This is a genomic window from Paraburkholderia kururiensis (genome assembly GCF_034424375.1).
Taxonomy (GTDB): Bacteria; Pseudomonadota; Gammaproteobacteria; order Burkholderiales; family Burkholderiaceae; genus Paraburkholderia; species Paraburkholderia kururiensis_A.
The window spans coordinates 5,516,956-5,537,669 of sequence record NZ_CP139965.1 but is presented as its reverse complement, the minus strand read 5'-3'; the positions used below and the strand labels follow the sequence as shown (position 1 = coordinate 5,537,669).

Annotated in this window: 17 protein-coding genes; 11 read left to right on the top strand and 6 right to left on the bottom strand. The window is 66.3% G+C overall.

What is annotated here, in order from left to right:
• The first annotated feature begins 147 nt into the window (after nt 1-147).
• Entirely contained in the window at nt 148-1,239 is a 1,092-nt protein-coding gene (locus U0042_RS24830) for a cupin-like domain-containing protein (RefSeq protein ID WP_157977906.1), read from the top strand.
• An 86-nt stretch (nt 1,240-1,325) separates the two neighbouring features.
• Here the strand turns inward: U0042_RS24830 and U0042_RS24825 are convergent, their stop codons facing one another.
• The 4 genes from U0042_RS24825 to U0042_RS24810 form a co-directional block, all read right to left on the bottom strand.
• Complete coding sequence (locus U0042_RS24825) at nt 1,326-1,559, bottom strand: sulfurtransferase TusA family protein (protein WP_114814772.1); 234 nt, start codon at nt 1,557-1,559, stop codon at nt 1,326-1,328.
• A 109-nt stretch (nt 1,560-1,668) separates the two neighbouring features.
• Nucleotides 1,669-2,718, bottom strand: a complete 1,050-nt coding sequence (locus U0042_RS24820; protein WP_114814771.1) for a Gfo/Idh/MocA family oxidoreductase — start codon at nt 2,716-2,718, stop codon at nt 1,669-1,671.
• 40 nt (nt 2,719-2,758) lie between these two features.
• Nucleotides 2,759-3,772 (bottom strand): inositol 2-dehydrogenase, encoded by a 1,014-nt coding sequence (gene iolG / locus U0042_RS24815; protein WP_114814770.1) that lies wholly within the window; start codon nt 3,770-3,772, stop codon nt 2,759-2,761.
• A complete protein-coding gene (locus U0042_RS24810; RefSeq protein WP_114814769.1) occupies nt 3,765-4,646 on the bottom strand; it encodes a MurR/RpiR family transcriptional regulator in 882 nt (293 codons plus the stop codon). The genes iolG and U0042_RS24810 overlap by 8 nt, the downstream gene beginning before the upstream one ends.
• Nucleotides 4,647-5,027: 381 nt before the next feature.
• Between U0042_RS24810 and U0042_RS24805 the strand changes: the two genes are divergently transcribed.
• From U0042_RS24805 to U0042_RS24765, 9 genes are all read left to right on the top strand, one after another.
• Nucleotides 5,028-6,086, top strand: a complete 1,059-nt coding sequence (locus U0042_RS24805) for a sugar ABC transporter substrate-binding protein (RefSeq protein WP_114814768.1) — start codon at nt 5,028-5,030, stop codon at nt 6,084-6,086.
• Between the two features lie 133 nt (nt 6,087-6,219).
• A complete protein-coding gene (locus U0042_RS24800; RefSeq protein ID WP_114814767.1) occupies nt 6,220-7,395 on the top strand; it encodes an ABC transporter permease in 1,176 nt (391 codons plus the stop codon).
• A 13-nt stretch (nt 7,396-7,408) separates the two neighbouring features.
• Nucleotides 7,409-8,239 (top strand): ATP-binding cassette domain-containing protein, encoded by an 831-nt coding sequence (locus U0042_RS24795; protein ID WP_232833582.1) that lies wholly within the window; start codon nt 7,409-7,411, stop codon nt 8,237-8,239.
• Between the two features lie 47 nt (nt 8,240-8,286).
• Nucleotides 8,287-10,323, top strand: a complete 2,037-nt coding sequence (locus U0042_RS24790) for a bifunctional 5-dehydro-2-deoxygluconokinase/5-dehydro-2-deoxyphosphogluconate aldolase (protein ID WP_114814766.1) — start codon at nt 8,287-8,289, stop codon at nt 10,321-10,323.
• Complete coding sequence (gene iolD / locus U0042_RS24785) at nt 10,320-12,281, top strand: 3D-(3,5/4)-trihydroxycyclohexane-1,2-dione acylhydrolase (decyclizing) (protein WP_114814765.1); 1,962 nt, start codon at nt 10,320-10,322, stop codon at nt 12,279-12,281. Before U0042_RS24790 ends, iolD begins: the two co-directional genes overlap by 4 nt.
• 26 nt (nt 12,282-12,307) lie before the next feature.
• A complete protein-coding gene (gene iolE / locus U0042_RS24780) occupies nt 12,308-13,222 on the top strand; it encodes a myo-inosose-2 dehydratase (protein WP_114814764.1) in 915 nt (304 codons plus the stop codon).
• Nucleotides 13,219-14,028, top strand: coding sequence for a 5-deoxy-glucuronate isomerase (iolB, locus tag U0042_RS24775; protein ID WP_114814763.1), 810 nt, complete (start codon nt 13,219-13,221; stop codon nt 14,026-14,028). Before iolE ends, iolB begins: the two co-directional genes overlap by 4 nt.
• Nucleotides 14,029-14,232: 204 nt before the next feature.
• Complete coding sequence (locus tag U0042_RS24770; RefSeq protein ID WP_114814762.1) at nt 14,233-14,556, top strand: helix-turn-helix domain-containing protein; 324 nt, start codon at nt 14,233-14,235, stop codon at nt 14,554-14,556.
• The gene (locus U0042_RS24765) at nt 14,553-15,902 is read left to right on the top strand and encodes a type II toxin-antitoxin system HipA family toxin (protein WP_114814761.1); all 1,350 of its coding nucleotides are present in this window, start codon (nt 14,553-14,555) and stop codon (nt 15,900-15,902) included. The genes U0042_RS24770 and U0042_RS24765 overlap by 4 nt, the downstream gene beginning before the upstream one ends.
• 46 nt (nt 15,903-15,948) lie before the next feature.
• On the opposite strand, the gene U0042_RS24760 is transcribed toward U0042_RS24765, so the two are convergent.
• Nucleotides 15,949-17,628 carry a methyl-accepting chemotaxis protein gene (locus tag U0042_RS24760; protein WP_114814760.1) on the bottom strand — a complete coding sequence of 560 codons (1,680 nt, stop codon included), beginning with the start codon at nt 17,626-17,628 and terminating at the stop codon, nt 15,949-15,951.
• Nucleotides 17,629-17,936: 308 nt separating this feature from the next.
• Entirely contained in the window at nt 17,937-19,157 is a 1,221-nt protein-coding gene (locus U0042_RS24755) for an acyltransferase family protein (RefSeq protein WP_114814759.1), read from the bottom strand.
• 272 nt (nt 19,158-19,429) lie between these two features.
• Here U0042_RS24755 and U0042_RS24750 point away from each other — a divergent pair, with 272 nt between their 5' ends.
• On the top strand, nt 19,430-20,689 hold the full coding sequence (locus tag U0042_RS24750; RefSeq protein WP_114814758.1) for an MFS transporter: 1,260 nt from the start codon (nt 19,430-19,432) through the stop codon (nt 20,687-20,689).
• Nucleotides 20,690-20,714: the final 25 nt, after the last annotated feature.

Here is a 20,714-nt window from a genome sequence, read left to right as displayed (position 1 = left end):
GTAAGACATCGGGTAAAACCGGATCGGCAATTATCGCGTTGACTCGTCGCTTATTCGACAACTCTCATTCTGGTCTTACGTCTGCTGAAACTGATGCCCGCTGAAACGCCACTCGCCACGAAGCCGCTTCTCGACACGTACGCCTTGATGAAGCGCACCGTCGAAAGACTGGCCGAACACTACGTTGCGCCCACCCAGACGTACACGCTGGATCTCGTCGTAACCGGTCATGAGCGCGAGTGCTGGCGCTTCGTGATGGGTGCGACCGTGCAATCGATTTCGCCCGATGAGTGCGACTCGCAGCCGCCCGCCATGTGCACGTTGACGTTGTCGCGCGCGCTGCTCGAACACGTGCTCGAGCACCCTGCGTCGTTCGATCTGCGCAGCGCCCAAAGCCTCGCCCTGGGCGGCGCACGCGTCACGGGAACCAGCCGGATCGCCGCCTGGTGGATTCAATTGCTCAAGCGGCCCGATGCAACGCAGCGCGCCGCGCTTGCACGGGCTCGTGCGCACGCGCCGGGGTCGCTGCGGGCCGTAGCCCGTGTATCGCGGCACGATGGCTCCGAGCAGGCGTTGCTCGCGCAGGTGTTGAACGCGCTGCAATCGAGCACCCCATTGCATCTCGCAGGGGTGCTCGACTGGCCCGAGACGCAATGGAGCGCCGCCGACTGGCGCGTGCGAGAAGGCGAAACGGTACTGCCCATCGCCTCGGGAGAAGGTCAACACGTGCGCGTGAGCGCGCTGATCGACGCGTTTTCGGATACGGCCGCGCAGAGCGCCACGCCCTACACCGAAGGCTGCCTGCTGCCGCCCGCGTGGGAGACCCGCTTTGCGATGCCGCTCGTGCCTCGCGACCTGCTGGGTCCGGGACAGCTCTGGGCCGGCCGGCGCAGCACGCAAGCGGTCACGCGTCTGCATTGCGATCTCGGCAACTCGTTTCTCGCGCAGGTGCTGGGACGCAAGCGCGTGCGCCTCTATAGTCCGGCCCAGGAACGCGCGCTCTATGCGCTCGATGCGTTCAACAGCTACCGGGTCTGCGCGGTGGACGTGGACGCACCGGACTTCGAACGGCACCCGCGTTTTGCCGAGGCGCAGGGCGTCGACGTGTTGCTGGCGCCCGGCGATCTGCTCGTCGTGCCGACAGGCTGGTTTCACTGCGTATGGGCGGTGGATGACGTGCTTTCGGTCAGCCGCGTATTGAGCGACGACCGGATCACGCGGCTGCGGTCGCTCGCGTGAGCGTGGAAGGATACGAACGGGAAAGCCGGAGGAAAAACCAGCCGCGAACCCTCTCACGACCGGCACAAACGAGAAACGGCGACCGCCTAGCGCCGCCGCATGAGAAACACGAAGGTCTTGTCCTCCACGGAGCTTTCCACGATCTCGTTACCCGTCTGCTTCGCGAAGGCGGCGAAATCGCGTTGCGAGCCCGGATCGGTGGCGAGCACCTTCAGAATCTGCCCGCTTTCCATGTCGGCCAGCGCCTTCTTGGCGCGCAGGATGGGCAGCGGACAGTTGAGCCCGCGCGCATCCACTTCCTTGTGAACCTGAGTTTGCATCGGTGTTCGACCTTCGGGAGAGGCGCGCCAGCGGCGCGCTCGTAGAAGGCCGGATTTTACCGCAGCCGCCGTGGCGCCGCTGTGCGGGCTGCCGCCACGACGTTCCGCTTCACGCCTGCAACGTCACCGCCTCGCCCGTCTCGAGCGAACGCCGCAGCGCGCTGCCGATGCGCGTGGCTTCCAGTGCATCGGCCAACGTGGCGCCCGCCTGCTCGCCGTTCCTCACCGCCGCGACGAACGCTTGCGCCTCGCACAGGAACGCCTCTTCGAAGCGGTCGAAGAAAGTCGGCGTGCATTCGTTGCGAATGCCGGTGTTGTCGTAGATCTCCACGCGGTTCGCGCGAGGATTGCGCCCCACCGTGAGCGCGCCCGCGGTGCCGATTACTTCGGATGACGTATCGTTGCCGTGCGCCATGGTGCGCGACGCGTAGAACACCGCAAGCTGCCCGCCTTCGAATTCGCAGATGGCCACGCCGTTATCCACATCGCCTGCTGCGCGCAGTCCCTCGTGCAGCGCGATCGTGCCGCTCGCGTAGACGCGTTTGGCGCGCGGAAAGCCGAGCAGCCAGCGCGCCACGTCGATGTCGTGCACGGTGCAGTCCAGAAAGATGCCCCCCGAGGTGGGCGCGAAACGCACGAAAAAACCTTCGGGGTCGTTCTGGTCGCAGGTCTGCGAGCGCACGAGAAACGGCCGTCCGATCGCGCCCGTCTGCACCTTGCCGAATGCGTCGCGATAGCTCGGATCGAAACGGCGCATGAAGCCGATCGTCACCTTGAGGTGCGGATAGCGCGCGGCCACGCCGAGCACGCGTTCGCATTCGGCCACGTCGAGCGAAAGCGGCTTCTCGCAGAACACGTGCTTGCCCGCATGCAGCGCATCGACGATCTGCTGCGCGTGCAGCGAAGACGGCGTGACGAGCCACACCGCGTCGACGGCAGCGTCGGCGAGCAGGGCCGCATAGTCGTCGTAGACGCGCGTGGCGGCAAAGCGCTCGCGCGCCCACGCGCATTCCTCGGCGAGCGGACTGCACGCCGCTGCCAGTGTCGCGCCCGGCACGCGGAACGCGAGGTTCTCGGCATGGCGCCGTCCGAGCCGCCCGAGCCCCACCACGCCGATGCGCAGCGGCTGCGAAGTTGTGATGTTGGCTGTTGTCGCCATCAGTCGTGTCTCCTCGATGCTCTCTGTGAACGAACGCGCGTCAGCCCAGCTGCACGATGCGCCCTTCGCGCCACGACTGCGTGGCGGCCTCGGCCAGTTCGAGCGCCTTCAGGCCGTCCGCTACCGTCGTGCGCACGGGCTTGCCTTCGGTCACGGCGGCGAAGAAATGCGCGATCTCGTCGGCATACGCGGCGCGATAGCGTTCGAGGAAGAACGCCTCGGGCACGTCGATCGCGACAGCACGCTTCGACCACGCCACCACTTCCGTGGGCCGCACGTTGCCCGCCTGGAGCATGCCTTCGCTGCCCAGCACTTCGAAGCGCTGGTCGTAGCCGTAGGCAGCGCGCCGCGTGGTGTTGATCTGGCAGAGCCGCCCGCGCTTCGTGCGAATCGTGACCGCGGTCGAATCGATGTCGCCTGCCTCGGCAATCGCCGGGTCCGTGAGGCAACTGCCCGTGGCATGAACCGTCGCGGCTTCGTCGTCCAGAATCCAGCGGAAGATGTCGAAGTCGTGGATCAGCATGTCCTTGAAGATGCCGCCCGAGTGCTTGATGTACTCCACGGGCGGCGCGCCCGGATCGCGGCTCGTCACGACGAGCATTTCCGGCGTGCCGATTTCGCCCGCGTCGATGCGCGCCTTCACCGCCGCGAAGGTCGGGTCGAAGCGGCGCTGAAAGCCGATCATGCAGACCACGCCCGCGCGGGTCACCGCGTCTGCGCATTCGCGCGCGCGCTCGATCGCGAGATCGACGGGCTTCTCGCAGAACACGTGCTTCTTCGCTGCCGCGGATTTCAGGATGAGGTCCGCGTGCGTGTCCGTGCTCGAACAGATCACGGTTGCGCCAATCGACGCATCGCCCATCGCACCGTCCACGTCCGCCACCTGCGCGCCGTGCTGCGCCGCGAGCGCGGCGGCCGCCTCGCGGTTCACGTCCACCACGTACTTGAGCCGCACGCTGGGCTGTCTTGCGAGATTGGCCGCGTGAATGCGGCCGATGCGGCCCGCGCCGAACACCGCCACGTCGAGGGTCTTGCCGCCTGCTGTTTCAGTCATCGTAGCCTCCAGTGTCTTTCGATTCTTCTACGTTCAATTCGAGCTTGTACGCGAGCGCGATGAAGAGCGCCTGGCACAGGCAGATCGTGCTGGTCAGTGAGCGGAAGGCGAATGCGCTGCCCTCCTTCACGTACAGTTGCGCGCTCGCATAACGCGCGAGCGGCGAAAGCTGGCTATCGGTAATCACGAGCGTCTTCGCCTGGTGATGCTGCGCCACGCGCAGGCAGTACTGCGTTTCCTTGCCGTAGGGTGCGAAGCTGATGGCGATGACCACGTCGCCCTTGCGCACACTGCGAATCTGTTCGCGGTACATGCCGCCGAAGCCCGATACCAGATGCACGCGTTTGGGCGTGTGCTGCAACGCGTAGACGATGTAGCTCGCCACCGGAAACGAGCGGCGCACGCCCACCACGTAGATGTTCTCGGCTTGCTGGAGCATCTTCACGGCGGCGTCGAACTGCGCGTTGTCCAGCCCCGCTTCGAGTTCGTCCAGACCGCTGCGGCACGCGCCGATGAACTCGCGTGCCACCGACCCGCCCGACACGCGCCCCGGTTTTTCGTCGATGAGCTTGCGGATGCGCTGCTGGTAGCTCGTGGCCGACACGCCCTGGTTCGTATAGGCCTGGCGAAACACGGCCTGCAGATCGGAAAAGCCCGAGAAGCCGAAGCGCTGCGCGAAACGCACCACCGCCGACGGATGCACGCCGCAGCTTGCCGCGATGTCGCTCGTGCGATCCACCATCACGCTCGCGCGATGCTGTTCGATGTAAGTCGCCACGCTCTTCAACTGGCGCGGCAGCGACTCGTAGTTTTCCGCGATGCGCTGCATCAGTTCCTCGACGCTCGGCAGCGCTTCGGTGCTTTCTTCGTTCATGGTTCTACCCGTTTCTATTGGTGCGGCGCCACAGCGCCCGGCAAGGTACGTCGCGCCGCCCTTCGTGCTCTTCGTAGCCGGCCTTCATTGCGTCGCAAAAAGCGTCTTGCCCGCCCCGGTGCTCCGGCCGCCTGGCCGCGCTCGGCGGGGCTTTCCGGCCGGTTGCATGTGGCGTGTCGTTGGGGGCGATTATAGGCACGCGGCCTCATCAATGGAACAGATTTTCCATTTTTATTTGCAATGAAATTTCCGTTGCAACGCTCGGCGAGATGACCTAATCTTGTTCGTGAGCGATGGCCCCGGCACGCTTGCCATGCATTCACCGTGGGCCGGCACGCTCGCTCATTCCCTAAAAACGAAAGATCGAGATAGGTGGAGACAATGACACATCGCAAGGGCAAGGCAACGCTCAGGATGCTGGCCGCCGCATTGACGCTGGCGGCCGGCCTCGCCACCACGCTGGGCACGGCGTCCACCGCTTACGCGGCCGACGCGCACTTCGTTCTGATCAGCCACGCGCCGGATTCGGATTCGTGGTGGAACACCATCAAGAACGCCATCAAGCAGGCCGACGAAGACTTCAACGTCCAGACCGACTACCGCAATCCGCCCAACGGCGACATCGCCGACATGGCGCGGCTCATCGAGCAGGCCGCGGCGCGCAACTACGACGGCGTGATCACCACCATCGCCGACTACGACGTGCTGAAGAGCTCCATCTCGAAGGTCACGGAAAAGAAGATTCCGCTCGTCACGATCAACTCGGGCACGGAAGAGCAGAGCGAAAAGCTCGGCGCCATCATGCACATCGGCCAGCCCGAATACGTGGCAGGCAAAGCCGCCGGCGAAAAGGCCAAGGCCGCGGGCGTGAAGAGCTTCCTGTGCGTGAACCACTTCGCGACCAACGCTGTGTCGTTCGAACGCTGCCGCGGTTTTGCCGATGCGCTCGGCGTGGACTACAAGACCTCCACCATCGACTCGGGCCAGGACCCGACGGAGATCCAGTCGAAGGTGAGCGCCTATCTGCGCAACCATCCGAACACGGGCGCCGTGCTCACGCTCGGCCCGGTGCCGGCTGCGGCCACGCTGAAGGCACTCCAGCAGATGGGGCTCGCGGGCAAGGTGTTCTTCTGCACGTTCGACTTCTCCGACGACATCGCCAAGGCCATCCAGGCCGGCACCATCCAGTTCGCCATCGACCAGCAACCGTATCTGCAGGGCTATCTGCCGGTCGCGGTGCTCGCCATCGCGAAGAAGGACCACACCACGGACCCGGCCGCCATCCGCAAGGCGCTGCAGGCCAATCCGAAGTTCCAGGCGCGGCTGCAAACGTACGGGCTGGAACCGTCGTATGGGCCGAAGAACATCCGTTCGGGCCCGGGCTTCATCACGAAGGCCAACCTCGACAAGGTCATCAAATACGCGGGCCAATACCGCTGATGGCGCGTGCCTGATTCGTGGTTGATTCGTTCTGGTTGTTGATTCGTTCTGTCAGTCACCGGTTTCGCCATCCGCACGCGCGCCTGCCCGGCGCAGGGCGTGCGGCATGGCGGCCGGGCTTCAAGGAGACATCATGGGCGTAGCCGGCAAACCTTATCCCTCGCACGTCGACGAGAGCCCTGCCAATAACGGCGGCGGGCGCGGCGCGGCATCGGTCTCGTCGGCCGCGGACGAGCGCGTGCGCAAGGAGTCGTGGTTCGGCCATCTCATGGGCCGCCCCGAGTTCGCCGCCATTTCGGGCACCGTGCTCGTGTTCGCCGTATTCGCCATCGGCGCGGGCAGCTCGGGCATGTTCAATCTCGACGGCGTCATGAACTGGTCGCAGGTTTCCGCGTATCTCGGCATTCTGGCCGTGGGCGCGTGCCTCTTGATGATCGCGGGCGAGTTCGATCTTTCCATCGGCTCCATGATCGGCTTCGCGGGCATGATGGTCGCGCTGCCCACCATGTATTTCCACTGGCCGATCTGGCTTGCCATCGCGTTCGCGTTCATCGCCTCGATGGCGCTCGGCGCGCTGAACGGCTATCTCGTCATGCGCACGCGCCTGCCCTCGTTCATCGTCACGCTCGCGTTCCTGTTCATCCTGCGCGGCCTCACGCTTGCGCTCTCCATCATGTTCGCGGACCGCACCATTGTCTCGGGCGTGGGCGACGTCGCGAAGGCCGACCCGCTCACCAACCTGCTCTTTCACGGCGTCGCGTTCAAGGGGCTCTTCACGGCGCTCGCGCACATGGGCATCGGCTCGCTGCTCGACAACGGCCAGCCGCTCGTGCCCGGCATTCCGAAGGTGATTCTCTGGTGGTTCGCACTCGCGGCCGTGGGCGCCTTCGTGCTTGCGAAAACGCGCTACGGCAACTGGGTTCTCGCCGTGGGCGGCGACGCGAACGCCGCTAAGAATGTGGGCGTGCCCGTGCGGCGCGTGAAGATTTCGCTCTTCGTGCTCACCGCGTTCTGCTCGTGCCTCTTTGCCGTGCTGCAGGTGTGCGACATCGGTTCGGCCGCCGCGGACCGCGGCATCCAGAAGGAATTCGAAGCCATCATCGCGGCGGTGATCGGCGGCACGCTGCTCACGGGCGGTTACGGGTCGGTGATCGGCGCATGCTTCGGTGCCCTGATCTTCGGCGTGGTGCAGATCGGCATCACCTACACGAACGTCAGCTCCGACTGGTTCCGCGTGTTCCTCGGCGTCATGCTGCTGATGGCCGTGCTGTTCAACCACTATGTGCGCCGCCGCGTCGCGCAATCGTAACGGGAGGACGATCATGGCAGACACGACTACGGCGCAGGCCGCCACGATGACGGACACCGCAAGCGACACCATCCTCGCGCTCGAAAACGTCAGCAAGTATTTCGGCAAGGTGATCGCGCTCAACGGCGTCACGCTGCGCCTGAAGCGCGGCGAGGTGCATTGCCTGCTGGGCGACAACGGCGCGGGCAAGTCCACGCTCATCAAGACGCTTGCGGGCGTGCACGCGCCCAGCGCCGGCGAATATCTCGTGGACGGCAAGCCCGTACACTTCCAGTCGCCGAAGGAAGCGCTCGACCTCGGCATCGCCACGGTCTACCAGGACCTCGCGCTCGTGCCGCTGCTCTCCGTCGCGCGCAACTTCTTCATGGGACGCGAGCCGCAGAAGAAGCTCTTCGGGCTCGTCAACGTGATGGACCTCGAAACGAGCGCCGCCACCGCGCGCGAAAAGCTCGCTGAAATGGGCATCATCGTGCGCGACCCGCATCAGCCTATCGGCACGATGTCGGGCGGCGAGCGCCAATGCCTCGCGATTGCGCGCGCCATTCACTTCGGCGCGCGCGTGCTGATTCTCGACGAGCCCACCGCCGCGCTCGGCGTGAAGCAGAGCTTCAACGTGCTCAAGCTCATTCACAAGGCACGCGCCAAGGGCATCTCGGTCATCTTCATCACGCACAACGTGCACCACGCCTACCCCATCGGCGACTCGTTCACGCTGCTCAACCGCGGCCGCTCCATGGGCACCTTCACGAAAGACACCATCACGAAGGACGAAGTGCTCGACATGATGGCGGGCGGCGCCGAGATGCAGAAGATGATCGCCGAACTCGACGGCGCCACGATCTGACGCAGCGCGTCCCTCTACGCTCGATACACGAATACCAGGACTCACTCATGGCACTCACCGGCAACTCCAGCGTCCCCGGCCCGAGCCGCTTCGCGCCAGGCCGCAGCCGCGACGTCATCTGTCTCGGCCGCCTCGCCGTCGACCTGTACGCGCAGCAGGTCGGCGCGCGGCTGGAAGACGTGACGAGCTTCGCGAAATACCTCGGCGGCTCGTCGGCGAACATCGCCTTCGGCTGCGCGCGGCTCGGCCTGCGCGCGGCCATGCTCACGCGCGTGGGCAACGACCACATGGGGCGCTTTCTGACCGAAACGCTCGACAAGGAAGGCTGCGACACGAGCCACGTGCGCGTCGACATGGATCGCCTCACGGCGCTCGTGCTGCTCGGCCTCAAAGACCGCGACACGTTTCCGCTCATCTTCTATCGCGAGAACTGCGCGGACATGGCCGTGGACGAACACGACTTCGACGAAGCGTTCATCGCGTCGTCGAAGGCGCTGCTCATCACGGGCACGCACTTCTCCACCGAACAGGTGAACCGCGCGAGCCGCCGCGCACTCGACTACGCGCGCCGCAACCAGGTGCGCACCGTGCTCGACATCGACTATCGGCCCGTGCTCTGGGGCCTCACGGGCAAGGCCGACGGCGAGACGCGGTTCGTCGCGAACGAAGACGTGACGGCGCATCTGCAACGCATCCTGCCGCTCTTCGATCTCGTGATCGGCACCGAAGAAGAATTCCGCATTGCGGGCGGCAAGAGTGAACTCGTCGACGCGCTCGCCATGGTGCGCGCCGTGACGCCCGCTACGCTCGTCGTGAAGCGCGGGCCGCTCGGCTGCCAGGTGATCGACGGCAAGGTGCCCGCCTCGCTCGACGACGTGCCGTTGCAGGGCGGCGTCGAAGTGGAGGTGCTCAACGTGCTGGGTGCAGGCGATGCGTTCGCGTCGGGCTTCCTGTCGGGCTGGCTGCGCGACCAGCCGCTCGACGCCTGCGCAAAAGCCGCGAACGCGTGCGGCGCGCTCGTCGTGTCGCGCCACGGCTGCGCGCCCGCCATGCCCACGCCCGCTGAACTCGATTACTTCCTCTCGGCCGCGGCCGTGGACCCCGTGCGCATGCGCCGCCCCGATCGCGATACGACGCTCGCGCGTCTGCATCGCGTCACGCCGCCGCGCACGCGCCACGACGAAGTGCTCGGCTTCGCGTTCGACCATCGCAACCAGTTCTTCGACCTCGCGCAGCAAACGGGCGCCGACGAATCGCGCATCGCCACGCTCAAGGGCCTCTTCGTGGAAGCGGTGGCGCAGACCGAAAGCGCGTTGGGGCTCGCGGGCCGCATCGGCGTGCTGATCGACGACCGCTACGGTCAGGACGCGCTCAACGCCGCGACCGGACGCGGCTGGTGGGTGGGTCGCCCTGTCGAGCTGCCGGGCTCGGTGCCGCTCGTGTTCGATCATGGCCGCTCCATCGGCACCACGCTCACAAGCTGGCCCATCTCGCACACGGTGAAGTGCCTCGTGCAGTTCCATCCCGACGAGCCCATCGAACAGCGGCTCGAACAGGAAGCGCAATTGCGCGCGCTCTACGACGCAACGCAGGCAAGCGGCCACGAATTGCTGCTCGAAGTGATTCCGCCCAAGCACGCCGGTCTGCCGCTCGGGCCGGATACGGTTTATCGCGCGCTCAAGCGGCTCTATAACATCGGCATCTATCCCGAGTGGTGGAAGCTCGAACCGATGGATGCCGCGCAGTGGCGGGCCATCGACGCGCTCGTCGCCGAACGCGACCCGTATTGCCGCGGCGTGGTGCTGCTGGGACTCTCCGCGCCCGTCGAGCAGCTCACGCAGGACTTCCGCGCGGCAGCCGCATCGGCCACCTGCCGAGGCTTCACGGTGGGCCGCACCATCTTTCATGAGCCGAGCCACGCGTGGCTCGCGGGCACCATCGGCGACGACGAACTCATTGCCCGCGTGCGCCGCACGTTCGAAACGCTGATCGCCGCGTGGCGCACGGCGCGCGAAGCGGCCGGCGCGGGCGCGAGCAGCGCGACGAACCGCGCAGGCACGGTACACGAGGAGAAAGCCGCATGAACGAACGCGTTGCACCTCCCTCGACCGGCGCCGCGCACACGCCGGCCCAGGCCGCACAGCCGCAGACGGGCACCGTCCGCCTGACCGCGGCCCAGGCCCTCGTGCGCTATCTCGCTGCACAGCGCGTGGCAGCCGAAGACGGCAGCGGTCGCACCGAGCCGCTCTTCGGCGGCGTGTTCGCGATTTTCGGCCACGGCAACGTGGCGGGCATGGGCGAGGCGCTCTATCAGCATCGTCACGAGCTGCCCACTTTCCGCGCCCACAACGAGCAGGCCATGGCGCACAGCGCGATTGCCTACGCGAAGGCACACATGCGCCGCCGCATGATGGCCGTGACGACCTCGATCGGTCCGGGCGCGACGAATCTCGTGACGGCTGCGGCGCTTGCGCACGTGAACCGGTTGCCGGTACTGCTCCTGCCAGGCGACATCTTCGTGTCGCGCGCGCCAGACCCGGTGTTGCAGCAAGTCGAAGACTTCCACGACGGCGGCATTTCCGCGAACGACGCGTTCAAGCCCGTCTCGCGCTATTTCGACCGCATCATGCATCCCGCGCAGTTGCTCACGGCGTTGCCGCGTGCGTTGCGCGTGCTCACGGACGCCGCGCTCTGCGGGCCCGTCACGCTCGCGCTGCCGCAGGACGTACAGGCCGCCGCCTACGACTATCCCGTCGATTTCTTCATGCCGCGCCTCGTGACGTTCCACACGCCGGCGCCGGTCGAGAGCGAGATCGACGCGGTGCTCGGCACGCTGCGCGCCGCGCAACGACCGATGATCGTGGCGGGCGGCGGCGTGCTCTACAGCGGCGCCACGGAAGCGCTGCACGCGTTCGCGCACGCGCATGGCATTCCGGTCGCCGAGACCCAGGCAGGCAAGAGCGCGCTTGCCTGGGACGATCCGCTCAACGCGGGCGCAATGGGCGTGACGGGGTCGCCCGCCGCGAATGCGCTCGCGCGCGACGCCGACTGCGTGCTCGCCGTGGGTACGCGCCTGCAGGACTTCACCACAGGGTCGAACTCGCTCTTCACGCAGGCGCAGGTCATCGGCATCAACGCGAATGCATTCGACGGGCTCAAGCACGGCGCGCTCGTCGTCGAGGCCGATGCGAAGCGCGCGCTCGAAACGCTCGGTGCGAAGCTCGAGGGCTGGCGTGCGGCGGCTGACTGGAGCGAGCGTGCACGGTCGCTTGCTGCGCAATGGCGCGACACCGTGAGCCGCCTCACGAACGCGCCCCAGCACGAAGTCGGGCAAGGTAGCACCCTGCCCTACGACGCGGACGTGATCGGCGCCGTGCAACGCTCGGCCGCGAACTCGCCCGCCAACGACATCGTGGTCTGCGCAGCCGGCACGCTGCCCGCCGAACTTCACAAGCTCTGGCGCGCGGGCCGACCCGGCGCCTATCACGTCGAATACGGCTACTCGTGCATGGGCTACGAGATCGCGGGCGGTCTGGGCGCGAAGCTCGCACACCCGGAACGCGAAGTCATCGTGATGGTGGGCGACGGCAGCTACCTCATGATGAACAGCGAACTCGCGACCTCCGTGATGCTCGGCGCGAAGATGGTCGTCGTCGTGCTCGACAACCGCGGCTACGGTTGCATCAACCGGCTGCAGCAGGCCTGCGGCGGTGCGCCCTTCAACAACCTCTTCGAGGACTGCGTGCAGGGCCCGGCCGGCGCGCCGCAGATCGACTTCGCCGCGCATGCGCGCGCGCTCGGCACGCACGCGGAGCACGTGGCGAACGTCGGCGAACTCGAAGCCGCGATGCAGCGCGCGCGGGCGGCGGATCGCACCTACGTGATCGTGATCGACACCGATCCCGCGCGTACCACGGACGAAGGCGGCTGGTGGTGGGAAGTGGCGGTGCCCGAAGTCTCGCAGCGCGGCGCCGTGCGCGAGGCTCGCGCGAAGTACGAGGCGCAGATCGCCGCGCGCCGTCGCCACGACGGCACCACGTGACGTCATCGAAAAACAAGGAACGCTCCATGAATTCGTTTGAAGTGCGCATCGGCATCAACCCGCTCTCGTGGATGAACGACGACCTGCCCTCGCTCGGCGGCGAAACGCCGCTCGAGGTGGCGCTCACCGAAGGGCGGCGCATCGGCTACGAGGGGTTCGAACTCGGCAACAAGTTTCCGCGCGAACCGCAGGCCTTGAAGGCATTGCTCGCGCAGTACGACCTCGCGCTCGTCTCCGGCTGGTACTCGGGGCAGCTCGCGCGGCGCAGCGTGGAAGAGGAAATTGCGGCCGTCGGCCCGCATCTCGAACTGCTCGCGAAGAACGGCGCCACGGCGATGGTCTACGGCGAAGTGGCCGACACCATCCAGGGCGCGCCGAAACCGCTCTATCAGCGCCCGCGCTTTTTCTCCGCGGCGCAGTGGGACGCCTACGCGGAACGTGTCGATGCCTTCGCGCGCTACACGCTCTCGCACGGCGTGCGCGTCGCCTATCACCATCACATGGGCGCGTACGTGGAAACGCCGGCCGACGTCGACAACCTCATGGCCCGCACGAGCGACGCCGTGGGCCTGCTGTTCGACACGGGGCACATCACGTTCGCGGGCGGCGACCCCATCGCGGTGCTCGACAAATACATCGACCGCGTGTGCCACGTGCACTGCAAGGACGTGCGCCCTGCCGTCGTGAAGCTCGCGCGCAACCGCAACTGGAGCTTTCTCGATGCCGTGCTGGCGGGCGCCTTCACCGTGCCCGGCGACGGCGCCGTCGACTTCGCGAGCGTGATCGATCGGCTCAAGCGCCACGGCTATCGCGGCTGGCTCGTGGTGGAAGCGGAACAGGACCCGGTGGTGGCGCCCTCGTACTCGTATGCGGAGAAAGGCTATCGCACGCTGCGTACGCTCGTGGACGCGCCGCTCGACGCAACGAAGGAGGCCGCATGACCCTGCTGGTAAAGGCCGAGCGCGAAGGCCAGACGATCGCGCGCGTCACGCCCGAATCGGCGGACTGGCGCTATGTCGGTTTCGCCGCCTACCGGCTCGGTGAAAACGACGTGGTACACGTGTTCGACAGCGCGCGGGAAAGCTGCATCGTCGTGCTCTGTGGTGTGGTGGACATCGAGGCCGGCGACACGAAGTGGCTGAACCTGGGTTCGCGCGACAGCGTGTTCGAAGACAAGTCGCCTTATGCGGTGTATCTGCCGCCCAACGTGCGCGCCGTGGTGCGCGGCGTGCGTAACGCAGAGATCGGCGTGGCGAGCGCGCCCGCGAAGGGCACGCTGCCGCCGCGGCTCATCGAGCCCGCGCAGATGAAGCGCTCCACGCGCGGCAAGGGGCTCAATACGCGGTACGTTTGCGACATCCTTCCGCAGACGGAGCCGGCCGAATCGCTGCTCGTGGTGGAAGTGCGCACGCCGCCCGGCCACGCGTCCAGTTACCCGCCGCACAAGCACGACACGGACGCCATACCCGTGGAAAGCTCGCTCGAAGAGACGTACTACCACCGGCTCGATCCGCCGCAAGGCTTCGCGTTCCAGCGCGTGTACACGGATTCGCGCGACATCGACGAATCCATGGCCGTGGAGGATCACGACGTCGTGATGGTGCCGCGCGGTTATCACCCGGTGGTGGTGCCCTACGGCTACGACTCGTACTACCTCAACGTGATGGCGGGACCGCAACGCGTGTGGCACTTCAAGAACGACCCGGCGCACGAGTGGATCATCGAGCGGGATGCGCGCGGCGGCTGAGCGCAGGAGGCGGGGTCGGTCGGGCTGGCGGAGGGAAGACCTGGCTGAAGGGGCGATGAGGCGACGCGATATGCACCTTTTATTGGACATTAAGCTCGAATCGCGTCTTAATGTTCAACATACAAGACAAAACTTGCACCCACCCAACGTCGCGTATACGATGCGTTAAAGCACATCTTCGCCTTAACGCATCGTATACAGAACATGAACCTCGCAGAATTGGGTGAAGCCTTCCGCCGTGCGCGCATGGCGGCCAACCTGACGCAACAACAGGTGGCCGACATGAGCGGCGTCGCCCGCGGCCGCATCAGCATGTTCGAAACGGGAACGCTGCCCGAAATCGGCGCCGTCAAGTTGCTGAGTCTCTTCGACGCGGTCGGGCTCGAACTGATCGCGCGCCCACCGGGCCATCAGCGCACGCTCGACGACGTGCTGACGGAAGCCGCCGTCACCTACGACGCGCCGCCGCGCCAGCGCGTGCGCACCCGCGCCGCGCGGCCTCCGAAAACCACGGAGGGCAAACCGTGAGCGGCGCGACCCTCGACGTCTATGTAAACGGCCGGCAAGTGGGGACGCTCGCGGAGGAAGCCGGCCAGTACGTGTTCACCTACCTGCCCGACGTTCCACCGGCAAGCCTCGTCTCGCTGCTCATGCCGGTGCGCGCGGCCTCGTATGGCTGGAAGACGCTGCATCCTTTCTTCCAGATGAATCTGCCGGAAGGCTTCCAGAAGAATTTGATGATCCGACGGCTCGGCCCGCACGCCGACGTCAGCGATTTCGGTCTGCTTGCGCTCACGGGCGCGAACACCATCGGACGCGTTCAGCTGGTGCCGCGAGGCGTCACGCCGGAACGCGCGGCCAGCAAGGCGGATATGGCGCCGCTGCTGGCGTCGGCCGATTCGCGCGACAACCTCTTGCAACTGCTCGAAGGCGGCGTTGCGGAAGGCGTCTCGGGGGTCATGCCCAAGGCGCTCGCCCGCCCTGACCGTCTCGCTCCTCCCGACCTTCCCGACGATAGAGCCACTGTCCGGACCGACGAGTTCATCCTGAAGACCGGATTCGAAGACTTGCCGGGGCTCGCCATCAACGAATACCTGTGCCTCGAAGTGGCGCGCGAAGCCGGTCTCGAGGTGCCCGAAGCGCGCCTGTCCGACGACGGCCAGGTGCTCGCCGTGCGCCGCTTCGACCGCAACGCCGACGGCGGGATGCTCGCGGTGGAGGACTACTGCGCGCTCAAACCCAACGACGCCGTGAACAAGTACAAGGGGTCGCTGGAAGACCTCGCGAAACTCACGCACACCTACGTGCCGCGGGCCGCGCTCAAAGACAACGCACGGCGCCTCTACACGCTGATCCTGCTCAACTACGCGATTCACAACGCCGACGCGCACCTGAAGAATTTCGCCCTCGTCTACACGAGCGTCGACGACGTCCGGCTTGCGCCCGTCTACGACGTGCTGAGCGGCACCGTCTACCCGAGGTACGCGACGCAACTGCCCGCGCTCACGTTGCAGGGCAAACGGGTGTGGGCGTCGGGCAGCATGCTGGCGACGTACGGCGGCGCACGGCTGGGGCTCAGCAAGGCGGACATGGACGAGGCACGCGAGCGCATCACGACCGCGGTGCACGCGGTGGCGCCGAAGGTGGAGATCTGCGCGAAGCGCTACCCCGCGTTTCGCGAGGTGGCAAAAGGCATGCTGGATACGTGGGCCGCCGGGCTGGAAGACATCCAGCCCGGCGCGAAGCCCGGCAAGACCACGCCGGCGCCGCTGCGCGAACAGATGGGCATGTCGGGGCCCGACACGGCGGCCCGGCGCAAGGAAGCAAATCCCTACGCCAACGCCGACGGTCCCTTCAGCCACAAGTCGCGATAAGCGGTTCGACGCGCGGCCCGGCGCGCCATCCCGCCATCGAGCCGCCTCAACCCGCCAGCTGGAACTTGCCGACCATCCGCTTGAGCGCCTTCGCCTGATCGTCGAGCGACTGGGCCGCCGCCGTGGCCTCTTCCACGAGCGCCGCGTTCTGCTGCGTGCCGGCGTCCATCTGCGTGACCGCGTGGTTCACTTCTTCGATGCCGGCGCTCTGTTCCGCCGAGGCCGCCGAGATTTCGCCCATGATGTCGGTCACCCGCTTCACGGCCTTCACGACCTCGTCCATGGTTTGGCCCGCGTCCTGCGCGAGCGCCGAGCCGTTGCTCACGCGATCCACGGATGCGCTGATGAGCGTCTTGATTTCCTTCGCCGCAGCCGCGCTGCGCTGCGCGAGGTTGCGCACCTCGCCCGCCACCACCGAAAAGCCGCGCCCTTCCTCGCCCGCGCGCGCCGCTTCAACGGCCGCGTTGAGCGCCAGAATGTTGGTCTGGAACGCGATGCCTTCGATCACGCCGATGATGTCCGCGATGCTCTTCGCGCTGTCGTTGATCTCGCCCATCGTCGCGACCACGCGGCCCACCACTTCGCCGCCCTTTTCCGCGATCTCCGACGCGTTGGCCGCCAGCGTGCTGGCCTGCTTTGCGTTGTCGGCATTCTGGCGCACCGTGGACGTGAGCTGCTCCATGCTGGTCGCCGTGCGCTCCAGCGCCGTGGCCTGTTGCTCCGTGCGCTGCGAGAGATCGAGGTTGCCCATCGAGATTTCGCTCGACGCCGCCGCAATGGCCTCGGCGCTCGCCGCGATCTCGCTCACCGTGGAAGCGAGCCCCTTCTGCATGTCGCGCAACGCGAACAGCACGCTCGACGAATCGCGCCGGTCCACCTTCACGGGATAACCCAGCTCGCCCGCGGCGATGCGCGCCGCGATCTCTTTCGCGTAGGCCGGCTCGCCGCCCAGCTGACGCGCGAGCCGCCGCACCACCCACTCGCTCACGAGGAACGCGAGCACGATCAGCCCCACGGTCATCGCCGCGATCATCACGAACGACGAACGGAAGATGAACGCGGACGCCTCGATGGTGGCCTTCGCCGCCGTGCCGCGCTGGGCGACGAGTTCGTCGACGAGCTTTTCGAGCTTGCCCGTTTCCACGAGCAGCGACACGTCCTGCGTGCCCACCTGCCAGTTCATCTGCGAGAGGTCGAGCGGCTGCGCCTTCACGAGCGTCACGAAGTCATGCAGGTGGCCGCTCCAGGTGGCCACCGCCGCAGAGAACTTGCGCTCCAGCTGGGCGTCTTTTGCATCAGACGAAGCATCGGAATATTGCTTCAGCGTGGCGAGCTGCGTGTTGAGCGCGGCGAGCCCGCTTTCGATGTCGGCGCCCAGTTCGTCGCGCTCCTTCGCCGTGGTCGCGGTGAGCAGCATCTTCTGGGCGCGGCTCGCACGCAGCATGTAGCCGCGCACTTCTTCCGCGGCGCGGCTGGCCACGTGGCCCTGGTCATAGATGGATTGCGCCGATGCGTTGAGCCGGCTGATCTGCGTGAGCGCGAATATGCCGATGGCGAGCGTGCCGATCAACAGGAGGGCAAAGGCGAGCCGCAGCGTCGCCTTGACCGACAGCCGCGCGAGGCGGCGTGATCCGGCCGTGCCCGCAGGCTGGCCCGACCGGGGTGCCGCCGGTTCGTGCCGTGGTACGAATCCGATGGCGCCGCTGGTCCCCGAAACTGCTTTCATAGTGTCTTCCCCGCTACTTTGGCCGCGCGCCGCGGGCCGGATCGCACCCGCACACGCGCTTATCCTCCGGGTCTACGGCAACGGCGCCTTTTTCTTTAGCGTTGCGCCGCCCGTGTCGACCCGACCCCGTCGTGACGCGCGCTTCGTGGGCGCACGTCCGTGCGGCTTTATACACGGCCAAAAACGCGCAGCGGCGGCAGCTTCGCATTTGTCATGAAAATCCGTCGCGCGGATGCGACGTAGTTGCCAGACGACTCCCGGCACTTGTTTTCAGGGGGTTTTCACGCGTTCGTCACACCCGTGGGCCATCAGACAGCAGGTCGCGTGGGCGCACGCTGCGCAAACTTGCGTAGCCGATGCGCGAGCCGGTGCGAGGGCCGCTCCACCGCGAGGTAGAACGCGTAGCTCACGGCGAGCGCGATCACCACCGTCGCGAACCATGCGGCCACCACGCCCGGCGGACTGCCCGTCACGCCGAGAATCGCCTGCGCGAGCTTATGGCAGAGATAGAGGCTGTAAGACCACGCGCCCAGTGCACCCACGCGATGCCAGAAGCGACTACGCGAAGGCCGCGCCAGTTCGGCGGCAAGCCATGCGGTCGCAACGAGCTGGAAAACGGGCAGCGTGATGTCGGGCCCGATGAACGGCAGGAACGCCGGCTTGATGCGCGACGTGGAGGCCAGCACGAAGGTCAGCGACGCGGCCGTCACGACGGCGATGCGCGTCACGACGAGTTGCGTCGAAAGCGCCTGCGCGACGACGCGCAGCGTACCGGCAAAGCGCGCGGTAAAGGGGGACATGGACGAGCGCGCAGACGCGGCGCCACGCTCGCCCGCTCTCGTCAAACCCGTCTGCTGGATCTCGGCGACGAGGCAGCCCAGCAGCCAGCCCGGCAGATATAGGAGCGACGTGCCGGCCACGCCATACGTCTCGTAGACGCAGTGCTCACACACGATGTGCGTGTGCGTATGGACGTACCACACCATCGCGGCGCCCGCGAGCGCGATGCCGACGATCATCTCCCCCGCGTAGCGGAAATAGCTGCGCAGCAGCGGATAGAGCGTGTAATAAACGATTTCGCAGTAGAGCGACCACAGCACCGACTGCAGCAGATTGCCCGCCCCCGGCAGAGGCTGACAGACGAGCACGGCCACCGCCAGCGGCAAGCCGATGCGCACGTAGCGCGAGGCAAAATAGTTGACGGGCTTGAGCACCGCGTCGCGATGCCAGGCGTGGTGAATGCAGTAGCCCGAGATCACGAAGAACACGATCACGGCCGCCGGCCCCGCGAACAGCACGACCGAACCCGACCACAGCGCGCCGCCCACGGGCGCGAGCGCAGGCGGCAGCATGGCCTTGAAAATCTCTTTGAAAGGCGGGGGGCCGAAGTGGTACAGCATGACCCACGTGGCCGCGAGAAAACGGATGGCGTCGATCTTGAGCGATTTGCCGGACGCCGCACTGCCCGTATTGCCTGTGTTGCCCTCAGCGCGCGCCCCTGCCGACCTCACAGCGGAAAGTCCGTCCATGACAGGCCCCTTTCAGGAAAGTGCGAAAAGCCTACGCTTGCGTGCCGTGAAAAAAATCGGAAATAAATTCGCATGCGGCGAGGAGGCGAAGCGCAACGCATCGATGTCCTGATTGCGACAAAGGTTGTCCGCACAATGCGCGCAGGACACATTACACTGCGTCAAAACAAGTCGAATAAATCTATTTATTCCATGCAATTTGGCGTCACATCGGGACCGCCCGCTTTGGGCGGCCGCACGCCGCGATGCATGGACACTTCCGCGAATAAAAAATGGATACGAGTTTCGATAAAGGCGCCGCTGCCGCCGCCCGCACCGCTTCGCCTGCGTCAACCACAGCAGCCTCGCTGCCCGCGAAAGCCCAGCGCACCGTTTATTCCGTGCTGGGCGCAATCAGCTTTTCGCATCTGCTCAACGACATGATCCAGTCGTTGATTCTCGCCATCTATCCGATGCTGAAGGCGAATTTCGCACTCTCGTTCACGCAGATCGGCCTGATCACGCTGACCTATCAGATCACGGCGTCGATGCTGCAGCCGCTCGTCGGCATCTATACCGACCGGCGGCCGCAGCCGTGGTCGCTGCCCATCGGCATGGGCTTCACGCTGAGCGGGCTGCTGCTGATGTCGGTGGCGCCGAACTTCGGCGTGCTGCTCGTCGCGGCGGCGCTGGTGGGCTGCGGCTCGTCGGTGTTTCATCCCGAGTCGTCGCGCGTAGCGCGCATGGCGTCGGGCGGACGGCACGGGCTCGCGCAGTCGCTGTTCCAGGTGGGCGGCAACGCGGGCACTTCGCTCGGACCACTGCTTGCGGCGGCCATCGTGATTCCGCACGGGCAGCGCAGCATCGCGTGGTTTTCGGTGGCGGCGCTCGTCGCGATCGTCGTGCTCACGCAGATCGGCCGCTGGTATCGCCAGCATCCGGCCACCAAAAAGACGCGCGCCGAACGGCCGCACGCCACGCTTTCGCGCGGACGCGTGGCGGCCGCGATGGGCGTGCTCGTGCTGCTCGTGTTCTCGAAGTACTTCTACCTCGCGAGCATCAACAGCTACTTCACGTTCTATCTGATCGACCGCTTCCATCTGCCCGTGCAGGCCGCGCAGGTGCATCTGTTCGTGTTTCTCGCGGCCGTGGCGGCGGGCACGATCATCGGCGGACCGGTGGGCGACCGCATCGGGCGCAAATACGTGATCTGGGTATCGATACTCGGCGTGGCGCCGTTCACGCTGCTGCTGCCCTACGCGAACCTGTTCTGGACCGGCGTGCTGACAGTGGTGATCGGCGTGGTGCTCGCCTCGGCGTTCTCGGCAATTCTGGTCTACGCGCAGGAACTCATCCCCGGCAAGGTGGGGATGGTGGCGGGGCTCTTCTTCGGTTTCGCGTTCGGGCTGGGCGGCATCGGCGCGGCCGTGCTCGGCCAGCTCGCGGACGCCACGAGCATTGCCTACGTCTACAAGGTGTGCTCGTTCCTGCCGCTGCTCGGCGTGCTCACCGTCTTGTTGCCCGACGTCGAGGCGAAGAAAGCCGCGGCATGATGCATGGCGCCGCACGCGGTGCGTC

What these genes read in the sequence shown, in the direction of transcription:
- U0042_RS24770 (WP_114814762.1), top strand. Translation starts at nt 14,233, where the DNA reads ATGAACCTCGCAGAATTGGGTGAAGCCTTCCGCCGTGCGCGCATGGCG.
- U0042_RS24800 (WP_114814767.1), top strand. Translation starts at nt 6,220, where the DNA reads ATGGGCGTAGCCGGCAAACCTTATCCCTCGCACGTCGACGAGAGCCCT.
- iolG (WP_114814770.1), bottom strand. Translation starts at nt 3,772, where the DNA reads ATGACTGAAACAGCAGGCGGCAAGACCCTCGACGTGGCGGTGTTCGGC.
- U0042_RS24805 (WP_114814768.1), top strand. Translation starts at nt 5,028, where the DNA reads ATGACACATCGCAAGGGCAAGGCAACGCTCAGGATGCTGGCCGCCGCA.
- U0042_RS24810 (WP_114814769.1), bottom strand. Translation starts at nt 4,646, where the DNA reads ATGAACGAAGAAAGCACCGAAGCGCTGCCGAGCGTCGAGGAACTGATG.
- U0042_RS24820 (WP_114814771.1), bottom strand. Translation starts at nt 2,718, where the DNA reads ATGGCGACAACAGCCAACATCACAACTTCGCAGCCGCTGCGCATCGGC.
- U0042_RS24830 (WP_157977906.1), top strand. Translation starts at nt 148, where the DNA reads ATGAAGCGCACCGTCGAAAGACTGGCCGAACACTACGTTGCGCCCACC.
- U0042_RS24755 (WP_114814759.1), bottom strand. Translation starts at nt 19,157, where the DNA reads ATGGACGGACTTTCCGCTGTGAGGTCGGCAGGGGCGCGCGCTGAGGGC.
- U0042_RS24750 (WP_114814758.1), top strand. Translation starts at nt 19,430, where the DNA reads ATGGATACGAGTTTCGATAAAGGCGCCGCTGCCGCCGCCCGCACCGCT.
- U0042_RS24825 (WP_114814772.1), bottom strand. Translation starts at nt 1,559, where the DNA reads ATGCAAACTCAGGTTCACAAGGAAGTGGATGCGCGCGGGCTCAACTGT.
- iolE (WP_114814764.1), top strand. Translation starts at nt 12,308, where the DNA reads ATGAATTCGTTTGAAGTGCGCATCGGCATCAACCCGCTCTCGTGGATG.
- iolB (WP_114814763.1), top strand. Translation starts at nt 13,219, where the DNA reads ATGACCCTGCTGGTAAAGGCCGAGCGCGAAGGCCAGACGATCGCGCGC.
- U0042_RS24790 (WP_114814766.1), top strand. Translation starts at nt 8,287, where the DNA reads ATGGCACTCACCGGCAACTCCAGCGTCCCCGGCCCGAGCCGCTTCGCG.
- iolD (WP_114814765.1), top strand. Translation starts at nt 10,320, where the DNA reads ATGAACGAACGCGTTGCACCTCCCTCGACCGGCGCCGCGCACACGCCG.
- U0042_RS24795 (WP_232833582.1), top strand. Translation starts at nt 7,409, where the DNA reads ATGGCAGACACGACTACGGCGCAGGCCGCCACGATGACGGACACCGCA.
- U0042_RS24760 (WP_114814760.1), bottom strand. Translation starts at nt 17,628, where the DNA reads ATGAAAGCAGTTTCGGGGACCAGCGGCGCCATCGGATTCGTACCACGG.